The sequence below is a fragment of the Halolamina salina genome (assembly GCF_042678005.1).
GTDB lineage: Archaea > Halobacteriota > Halobacteria > Halobacteriales > Haloferacaceae > Halolamina > Halolamina salina.
Window position 1 is genome coordinate 1 of sequence record NZ_JBHUDH010000003.1, and the last position, 8,694, is coordinate 8,694.

Annotated in this window: 9 protein-coding genes; 7 read left to right on the forward strand and 2 right to left on the reverse strand. The window is 69.4% G+C overall.

Annotation, left to right across the window (positions count from 1 at the left end; all coding sequences use genetic code 11):
* Nucleotides 1–3 precede the first annotated feature (3 nt).
* Entirely contained in the window at nt 4–468 is a 465-nt protein-coding gene (locus tag ACFR9S_RS00355; RefSeq protein ID WP_379817733.1) for a metallophosphoesterase, read from the forward strand.
* A 109-nt stretch (nt 469–577) separates the two neighbouring features.
* Here ACFR9S_RS00355 and ACFR9S_RS00360 read toward each other — a convergent pair whose 3' ends face one another.
* Nucleotides 578–2,548, reverse strand: coding sequence for a MutS-related protein (locus tag ACFR9S_RS00360; RefSeq protein ID WP_379817697.1), 1,971 nt, complete (start codon nt 2,546–2,548; stop codon nt 578–580).
* A 100-nt stretch (nt 2,549–2,648) separates the two neighbouring features.
* Here ACFR9S_RS00360 and ACFR9S_RS00365 point away from each other — a divergent pair, with 100 nt between their 5' ends.
* Nucleotides 2,649–2,981 (forward strand): hypothetical protein, encoded by a 333-nt coding sequence (locus ACFR9S_RS00365; RefSeq protein WP_379817699.1) that lies wholly within the window; start codon nt 2,649–2,651, stop codon nt 2,979–2,981.
* A 117-nt stretch (nt 2,982–3,098) separates the two neighbouring features.
* On the opposite strand, the gene ACFR9S_RS00370 is transcribed toward ACFR9S_RS00365, so the two are convergent.
* A complete protein-coding gene (locus ACFR9S_RS00370; RefSeq protein ID WP_379730937.1) occupies nt 3,099–3,551 on the reverse strand; it encodes an MGMT family protein in 453 nt (150 codons plus the stop codon).
* A 105-nt stretch (nt 3,552–3,656) separates the two neighbouring features.
* Between ACFR9S_RS00370 and trpC the strand changes: the two genes are divergently transcribed.
* The 5 genes from trpC (at nt 3,657) to ACFR9S_RS00395 (ending at nt 8,501) form a co-directional block, all read left to right on the forward strand.
* On the forward strand, nt 3,657–4,412 hold the full coding sequence (gene trpC, locus ACFR9S_RS00375) for an indole-3-glycerol phosphate synthase (RefSeq protein WP_379817701.1): 756 nt from the start codon (nt 3,657–3,659) through the stop codon (nt 4,410–4,412).
* Entirely contained in the window at nt 4,409–5,692 is a 1,284-nt protein-coding gene (gene trpB, locus ACFR9S_RS00380; RefSeq protein WP_379817703.1) for a tryptophan synthase subunit beta, read from the forward strand. The genes trpC and trpB overlap by 4 nt, the downstream gene beginning before the upstream one ends.
* Nucleotides 5,689–6,561 (forward strand): tryptophan synthase subunit alpha, encoded by an 873-nt coding sequence (gene trpA / locus ACFR9S_RS00385; protein ID WP_379817705.1) that lies wholly within the window; start codon nt 5,689–5,691, stop codon nt 6,559–6,561. Before trpB ends, trpA begins: the two co-directional genes overlap by 4 nt.
* 70 nt (nt 6,562–6,631) lie before the next feature.
* Nucleotides 6,632–7,426: a 2-amino-3,7-dideoxy-D-threo-hept-6-ulosonate synthase gene (locus ACFR9S_RS00390; protein ID WP_379817707.1), complete on the forward strand. Its 795-nt coding sequence runs from the start codon at nt 6,632–6,634 to the stop codon at nt 7,424–7,426.
* Between the two features lie 85 nt (nt 7,427–7,511).
* Entirely contained in the window at nt 7,512–8,501 is a 990-nt protein-coding gene (locus tag ACFR9S_RS00395; RefSeq protein ID WP_379731755.1) for an ornithine cyclodeaminase family protein, read from the forward strand.
* Nucleotides 8,502–8,694: the final 193 nt, after the last annotated feature.

An 8,694-nucleotide genomic window follows, 5' to 3' on the forward strand; every position in this document is an offset into this window, starting at 1 on the left:
CCCGTGGGCGCCGCCAAAGACGCCGTCGCCGACGCCGATCTGGTGCTCCACGCCGGCGACTTCACGACCGAGGCCGTTCTCGACGCGTTTCACGACGCCGCGACCGACCTGCGCGCCGTCTACGGCAACCGCGACGACGCTGCGGTGACCGACCGGCTGCCCGAGGCGACAACGCTGTCCTACGCCGGCGTCCGCATCGCCGCCACCCACCGCCAGCGCGGCGGGGCGACCGGGCTGGCCATGTTCGGGCGCGAACGCGGCGCCGACCTCGTCGTCTCCGGACACACCCACCGCCCCCTCGTCGATCAGGAGGGAGCGGTGACGCTACTCAACCCCGGGAGCCACGCCGACCCGCGGGGGGCGAAGCAGTCGTTCGCCGTACTCGAACCGAACGGTGACGGCCTGAACGGGCGACTCACGACCGTCGACGGGGAGACGTTCGACCGCTTCACGGTCGAGAACGGGTAGCGCCCTGCGAGGCGTGTTGGAGGGCCGAAGCAGGGACACCCGACGCTTGGGGTGGATACTTCAAAGGGGTTAGGTAAAGACAAAGAGCCGTTTTACCGTTCCGAGAGGCTCAGAACTTCTCCAGCAGATTCCGGTAGAAGCCGTCCTCGCTGTCGCCCGCGAGCTTCTCGACGATGAGCTCGGGGGTCGACCGCGCGAGGTGGTCCTTCTTCGGCGAGCGGTCGACGCGGAGTTCGCCGTCGACCAGCCCGACCGCCTCGATCCCGTCGACCGCCACCTCGAAGCTCGCCGCCTCCCGGATGCCGTCGGCGAGGTGGGAGACGAACACGGCGCTCGCGCCCTGCTCGTGGAGCTCCTCGAGGATGCCGGCGATGATCTTCGCGGAGGCGCCGGGCTCGGTGATCGACTCCAGTTCGTCGACGAGGACGAGCCGGCCGTGTGCGCCTTCGACGAGCTCGCCGAACTCCCGGAGCGTGCTCTCGAACGCGCCGGCGTCGAGGGTGCCCTGTGACTTGGCGTAGTAGTGCAGTTCCGAGACCTGCCCGACGCGGGCCTCCTCGGCCGGCACTGGGAGGCCCATGTGCGCGAGCACGACGATCAGCCCCACGAGGTCGAGCGTGGAGGTCTTCCCCCCGGAGTTCACCCCGGAGAGCAGCGTCACGCCCTCGACGCCGTAGTCGACGGGGTCGACCTCGTCGAACGGCACGTCGAGCAGCGGCGAGCGGCCGCCCTCGATCTCGAACCCCTCGCCGGCAATCGTCGGCATCGTGCAGTCGAAGTCGCGGGCGAACCGCGAGACCGCCAGCTCCACGTCGAGCTCCAGCGCCGTCTCGACCATCGATGCCGCGGGATCGCGGAGCTCCCGGAGTTCGGCCGCGAGCTCCGTCTCCAGCTGGTTCGCCCGGCGGTCGCGGTCGGCGGTCAGTTCGGTCCGGAGCCGGGAGACCGCCTCCTCGTTGTGTTCCAGCGGGAACGAAGGCTCGCCGCCGAAGATCCGCTCGACGAACTCCGCCTCGCCCGAATCGAGGTCGAGGCTGTCGACGACGTGCTCGCGGGCGAGCTCGACCGCCCGGTCGTAGTCGTCGGCCAACTCACGGGAGAGCAGCGAGTCGACCCGGGCGCCCTGCTCGACCAGCGAGAGGAAGTCGGTGCCCTCGATGGTCACGTCGCGTTCGCCGATGGCGTCCCGCAAGTGGTCGTTGCCGACTGACTCCGCGGTGCTGACGGCGGCGTCGAGGTCGTCGGCCTCCATCGAGAGGCGATCGAGCTCCTCGTCGCCGACGATGCCGCCCTCCTCGTCGACCCGGTCGAGCGCCGCACGCAGCGAGTCGAGGTCGCAGTCCGGTTCCGTGCCGGCGGTCTCGTGGACCTCGGCGGCGGCGAGCAGTCGCTCGCGGTTGTCGGCGAAGAAGGTGAGCGTCCGTTCGGGGACGAACTCCTCGGGGCGCTCCAGCGCGTCCGGGACGACGCGCACGTCGCCCTCCACGTCGATGCCGGCGAACTCCGCGTCGAGCACGTACACCGTGGAGTACGAGCGACCGAGCTCGCCGAGCTCTCGGCGGTCGTCGATCACTTCGACGGGCAGTTCGGGCAGCGCCTCCTTCGCTTCGGCGTAGCGCTCGGCGTCGGCCGTCGCGACACAGCGTTCCCGAACCCGGATCCCCTCGGCGGGTTCGAGGGGTTCGACGCCGGCGAGCGCGTCGAGCAGTTCGGGGTCGGGGTCGCGCTCCATCGCCCGCGTCGCGAACGTTCGGACCTCCTCGATTCGGGACCGTTCGGTGCTGGGGAAGAACGTCGCCAGCCGCTTCTCGCCGTAGGTCGTGACCGCACGCTCCTGCAATAGGCCGAGCGCGTCGTCGTATATCTCTCGCGCCCGGTCGGTGGCGAGGAAGCCGCCGTCGTCGCCGTGCTCCCGACGGATGGCGCCGCGGGCGATCGCCGCGGCCCGACCCTCGGAGATGTCCGGCGAGCGGGCGATCGCGGCCACGTCGCCGCGCCGGAGCGCGTCCTCGGCGTCGTCGAGTTCGGCCAGCGAGGCGGCCGTTTTCTCACCCACCCCCGGGATGGCCGTGAACTCCATTCGACCCGGGGTTCCGCGCCATCGGGCAAAAGCGTGTGGTTCGGCGAGGGTCGGCGATCCCGGCGGTGTTAAGTGGTCTCCCGCCGTCTCTTCGGTCGGTATGAGGGACCGACTCGCGCAGGCCGGCACCGCGTTCACCGGGTTCCTCGGCGTCGCGCTCGTCGTCTTCGGCGGCTACCGCGTCCGGTACGGCACCGGAACGGTGGAGGAGCTGCTGGCGCTCGCGTTCCTCGGCGTCGGCGTCGTCGCGGGCTACCGCTCGCTTGCGATCCACTCCGGGCCACAGGTGAACGCCGTCGGCAACACCGCGCTGTTTCTCGGCGCCGCCGCGGCGTACGGCGGGGGCGTGAACCTCGGCGTCGACGCCGTCGCGACGGCGGGGCAGGCGCTGTTCGTGATCGCCGTCGCGTACTTCGTGGTCAGGCTGGACTGACTGGGGCTGACAGGCGGCACGATCGCTCGCTGGTGGACTGCCACACTCCCGCTTCCCCACCAGCGTCGGTACTCAGGTCACGCTGGGGCTGGTCCCGCTCTCCTACTTGAATCCTCGCTACCCCTCGATCCGCCGGAGCGTCGCCGCCACGTCGCTCGGCGTCGCGCCCGGCACGTCCTCGACGCGGTGATCGGGGACGAAGATCGGCACGGGGTTCGCCCGGAGCGCGGTCCTCACGGTTTGGGCGTCGTCCTCGTCGTCCGGGTTCAGATTGGCCATGTGAGCGACCTGTCGCGTGTTGCCGACCTCGCCGTAGGGGATCTGACAGACCGCGTCGAGCACCGCGCGCTGGTCCGTCGGGACGGTGATCGCGACCTCCACGTCCTCGAACTCGTCCTCCACGCCGTCGAGGTAGTCGAACACGCGGTCGAGGATCGGGTGTTCGGGCTCGGCGTCGTCCGGGATCGTCTCGGGGAACGACACGTCGATCACCTGACTGCTGGCCACCCCGATCTGGACCGGACGGCCGAGGACCTCGGACTCCCGTGCGTAGATGCCGGCGTCTTCCATCGCTCGAACGGAGGGCGCTCGCGGCCTTGAACCCGGCGGCAGCGCCGGGGACGGCCGACCGGGGTCGCAAGTCTTTTGAACAGTTCCGTACATTAGTGTACAAGTATGAACAGCAATGAGGTGGCGCCCGCGGTGCGGTCCATCCTCGACGCCGCCCGCGAGCGCCCCGGCGGGGACGAGCGCGTAGCCGTCGAGGACGCGCGGTCGCTCCCGGCGGCGTTCGCGGCCGCCGAGGCCGAGGGGCGGACCCCGGTCGTCGCCGAAGTGAAACCGACCAGCCCCACGACCGAGGGGGAGAGCGACGCCGACCCCGTCGAACTGGCCGAAGAGATGGTCGCCGGGGGCGCCGCCGCGCTCTCAGTGCTCACCGAACCCGAGCACTTCGGTGGCTCGGTCGAGCACTACGAGCGCGTCCGCGAGGCCGTCGACGTGCCCGTCCTGCGGAAGGATTTCCTGCTGGAGGAGGCGCAGTTGGACGCGGTCGAAGCGGACGTGGTGCTGCTGATCGCTCGGTTCCTCGGCGACGATCTCGCGCCGATGATCGAGGCGGCACGCGATCGCGGGATGCAGGTGCTCGTCGAGGTTCACAGCGAGGCGGAAGTCGAGCGCGCGGTCGCGGCCGGCGCGGAGATAATCGGGGTCAACAACCGCGATCTCGCGGCGTTGGAGGTCGACCTCGGCACGTTCGAGGAAGTCGCGCCCGCGGTGCCGGAGGACGCGACGCTGCTCGCGGAGTCGGGGATCTCGACGCCCGCCGAGGTGCGACGGATGCGCGAGGCGGGCGCGGACGGCCTGCTGATCGGCACCGCTATCATGGACGGCGACCCACGGGAGAACACGAGCGAGTTCGTCAACGCATGAGCTCTGATTCATCTGCGGACGGGAAGTTCGGGGAGTACGGCGGCCAGTACGTACCGGAGGCACTGATGCCCGCGATCGAGGAGCTGCGGGAGGCCTACGAGCGCTACGTGCTGGAGAACGAGGACGGCTTCATGGACGAGTTCCGCGAGCGCCTGCGACAGTTCGGCGGGCGACCCACGCCGCTGCAGCACGCCGAACACCTCTCGGAGCGCTACGGTCGGGTGATCTACCTCAAGCGCGAGGACCTCGTCCACGGCGGCGCCCACAAGCTCAACAACGCCCTCGGGCAGGTGCTGCTCGCGAAGTACATGGGCAAAGAGCGCATCGTCGCCGAGACCGGCGCGGGCCAGCACGGCACCGCGACGGCGATGGCGGCGGCCCACCTCGACATGCCCTGCGAGATCTACATGGGCGAGACCGACATCGCCCGCCAGCGCCCCAACGTGTTCCGGATGAAGATCAACGGCGCCGAGCTCAACCCCGTCACCGCGGGCCGCGGGACGCTGAAGGAGGCGATCAGCGAGACGATGCGGGACTGGGCGACCAACGTCGGCGACACCCACTACGTCGTCGGCAGCGTCGTCGGCCCCGCGCCGTTCCCCGAGATGGTCCGGGAGTTCCAGTCCGTGATCAGCGAGGAGGCCAAGACACAGTCGAAAGAGCAGTTCGGCAGCCTCCCCGACTCGGTCGTCGCCTGCGCGGGCGGCGGCTCGAACACGATGGGCGCGTTCGCCCGGTTCGTCGACAACGAGGACGTGAATCTGCTCGCGGTCGAGGCGGGCGGCTCCTCGCTGGCCGTCGACGAGGAGGAGGGCGTCGCCCCGAACTCCGCCTCGCTCTCGACGGGCGGGCAGGGCGTGCTCCACGGCGCCCGGACGAAGGTGCTGCAGGACGAGTGGGGCCAGATCGTCGAGTCCCACTCAGTCTCCGCGGGGCTGGACTACGCGGGCGTCGGCCCCGAACTGGCCTACCTCGTCGACGAGGACCCCGTGACCGCGGTCAACGTCGGCGACGACGCCGCGCTGGAGGCGTTCCACCGGCTCTCCCAGGAGGAGGGGATCATCCCCGCACTGGAGAGCTCTCACGCCTTGGCGTATCTGGAGGAGGTGTTAGGTCCCGATTCGGAGGGTGACACCGACGCAGCCGCCGAACTCGGCGACCGCATCGTCGTGAACCTCTCCGGGCGGGGCGACAAGGACCTCGAAACCGTGATCGAGGAGACCGACAAGCGCGAGATCCCGAACGCGCCGGACATGAGCGAGTTCTCGGGTGGACTATGAGCGGGCTCGCCGACGCGTTCAGCGACGACGAGCCGGCCTTCATCCCCTACCTCGCGGTCGGCGACCCCGACATCGCGGCCTCGAAGCAGTACGTCGAGGCGCTCGTAGAGGGGGGTGCCGACTGCGTCGAACTCGGCCTCCCGTTCTCCGAACCCATCGCCGAGGGGCCGACGATCCAGCAGGCTGTCGTCCGGTCGCTCTCGGGCGGGATCACCCCCGAGGCGTACTTCGAGTTCGTCGACGACCTCGACGTGGACGTGCCGCTGGTCTGCATGACCTACTACAACCTCGTCTTCCGCTACGGCGCCGACTCCGGCACCGCGGCGGGAGAGGGCGACCACACCGCGCCCGGCCCGCGCCCATTCGTGAAGCGCGCCGCGGAGGTGGGCATCGACGGCTTCGTGATCCCGGACCTGCCCGCCGAGGAGGCCGACGAACTCCGGGCGGCGTGCGACGAGTTCGGCCTCGATCTGGTGTTCATCGTCGCGCCGACGACCACCGACGACCGCCTCGCGACCATCCGCGAGCGCGTCTCGGGCTACGTGTACGTACAGGCCCGACTGGGCGTCACGGGCGCGCAGGCGGACGTCTCCGACCAGACCGCCGAGAGCCTCGCCCGGATCGCGGACTGGGACGTGCCCAAGGGCGTCGGCTTCGGCATCTCCACGGTCGACCACGCCGCCCGCGTCGTCTCCGCCGGCGCCGACGGCATCATCGTCGGCTCCGCCCTCGTGGACATCGTCGCCGACGCCGTCGAGAACGACCGCACGACCGCCGACGTGGCCGACGACCTGCGGGCGAAAGCCCGCGAACTGAAAGAGGGCGCGCTCCGGGGCGCCCGAGAATCGCCGGAAGCGGAAGGAAAATAGGGCGGCGAGGAGCGCAACCCTCAAGCCCCCGCTTGCCACAGAGTACCACACCAACCACACCACTCTCAGCATGACACGACTCACACCCACCGACGCCGGCAGAGCAGCCCGACTCGACCGACTCTCGACCGACGGCAACATCCTGATGGTGCCGATGGATCACGGCATCACCATGGGTGCCGTGCAGGGGCTGGCCGACATCGAATCGACGATCGACGCCGTCACTCGTGCCGGCGCCGACGCCGTGTTGACCCAGAAGGGGATCGCCCCGCGCGTCCACCCGAACAAGAACGACGCGGGCTACGTGATCCACCTCAACGCCTCGACCACTATCGGTCCCGACGAGAACGACAAGCGCGTCACCGGGACCGTGAAGGAGGCCGTACAGGCCGGTGCCGACGCCGTCTCACTCCACCTCAACGTCGGCAGCCAGTACGAGCCGGGGCAGATCGAACAGCTGGCCGAGGTGACGAAGCAGGCCCGCGAGTTCGGGATGCCCGTGCTCGCGATGACGTACGCCCGGGGCGAAGGCGTCGACAGCACCGACCCCGAGTCGCTGGGCCACGCGGTCCGGCTGGGCGAGGAACTCGGTGCGGATCTCGTGAAGACGGGCTACTCCGGCGACGCGGAGAGCTTCGAGCGCGTCGTCGAGTCGACGGAGCTGCCCGTCCTCATCGCCGGCGGGAGCAAGGGGACGAACCGCCAGACGGTCGAGATGGTTCGGGGGGCGATGGACGCCGGTGCCTCGGGCGTGTCGATGGGTCGTTCGATCTTCCAGCACGAGCAGCCCGAGAACATCGCCGCCGCGGTGTCGGCGGTGATCCACGACNNCGACGCGCTGGCGGCCGGCGGCTTCGAGGGCTGAGCTTCGGCGACTTCGGGAGCCGGAGACGGCCGTGGCTGCGGGCGATTGTGACACAATTAAGGCCCTACCGGCGGTACTCGGGGCCATGGAGACGCTGCTTCTGAACAGCGAGGACGTGCACCACAACACGTCGATGGCGGAGCTGATTCCCGCGATCGAGGAGGCCTTTGCGGCCTACGAGAACGGGAACGCGAAGATGCCCGCGAAGTCCTACATCGACCTGCCGCAGTACAACGGCGACTTCCGGTCGATGCCGGCCTACCTCGACACGGGCGAGTGGGACGCGGCGGGGATCAAGTGGGTCAACGTCCACACCGACAACGAGGAGCAGTTCGACCTCCCGACGGTGATGGGGACGATGATCTACTCCGAGCCGGAGAACGCGTTCCCGCTGTCGATCATGGACGGGACCGAGCTCACGATGCAGCGCACCGGCGCCGCCGCCGCCGTCGCGACCGACCACCTCGCCGTCGAGGACGCCAGTTCGATGGGGATCGTCGGCGCCGGCGTGCAGGCGTACAGCCAACTGGAGGCCATCTCGGAGATCCGGGACATCGAGGAGGTCGTCGTCTCGGACCTCGACGAGGCCCGCGTCGCGGAGTTCATCGACACGTTCGAGGACCGCTTCACGGTTCGCTCGGGGACGCCTCGCGACGCCGCCCACTGTGACGTGCTCTCGACGGTGACGCCCGTTCGGAACCCCATCATCGGCCCGGACGACGTGGGCGAACACACGCACATCAACGCGATGGGCGCCGACGCCGAGGGGAAACACGAGATCGAGGACGACGTGCTGCTGAACGCGAAGCTGGTGATCGACGACTACGCCCAGACCACCCACTCCGGCGAGATCAACGTCCCGTGGGCAAACGGGGTCCTCGACGACGACGACCTCTACGGCGAGATCGGCGAGATCGTCGTCGGGAAGAAGGCCGGTCGGACCGCCGAGGACGGCGTGACGGTGTTCGACTCGACGGGGCTGGCGATTCAGGACGTCGCCGCCGCGCACGTTGTGTACGAGCACGCGAGCGAGCGGGACAACGGGACGGGCTTCGACCTGCTCGGTCTGGCCTGATTCGTCGGTTTCGGAGTCGATAGATCGCCAGGAGCTTCCTTTTCGAACTGCTGTGTGAGTGAGGTGATCTGTACGACTGCAACCGCGAACGGCACCGCGGAGTGAGCTAGACCACTTGTACCGCACCGCCCCGCACAGCCCACAGACCTCCCCAGCCGACTCCTTCGTTCACTGCGTTCACTCAGTTGTCCCT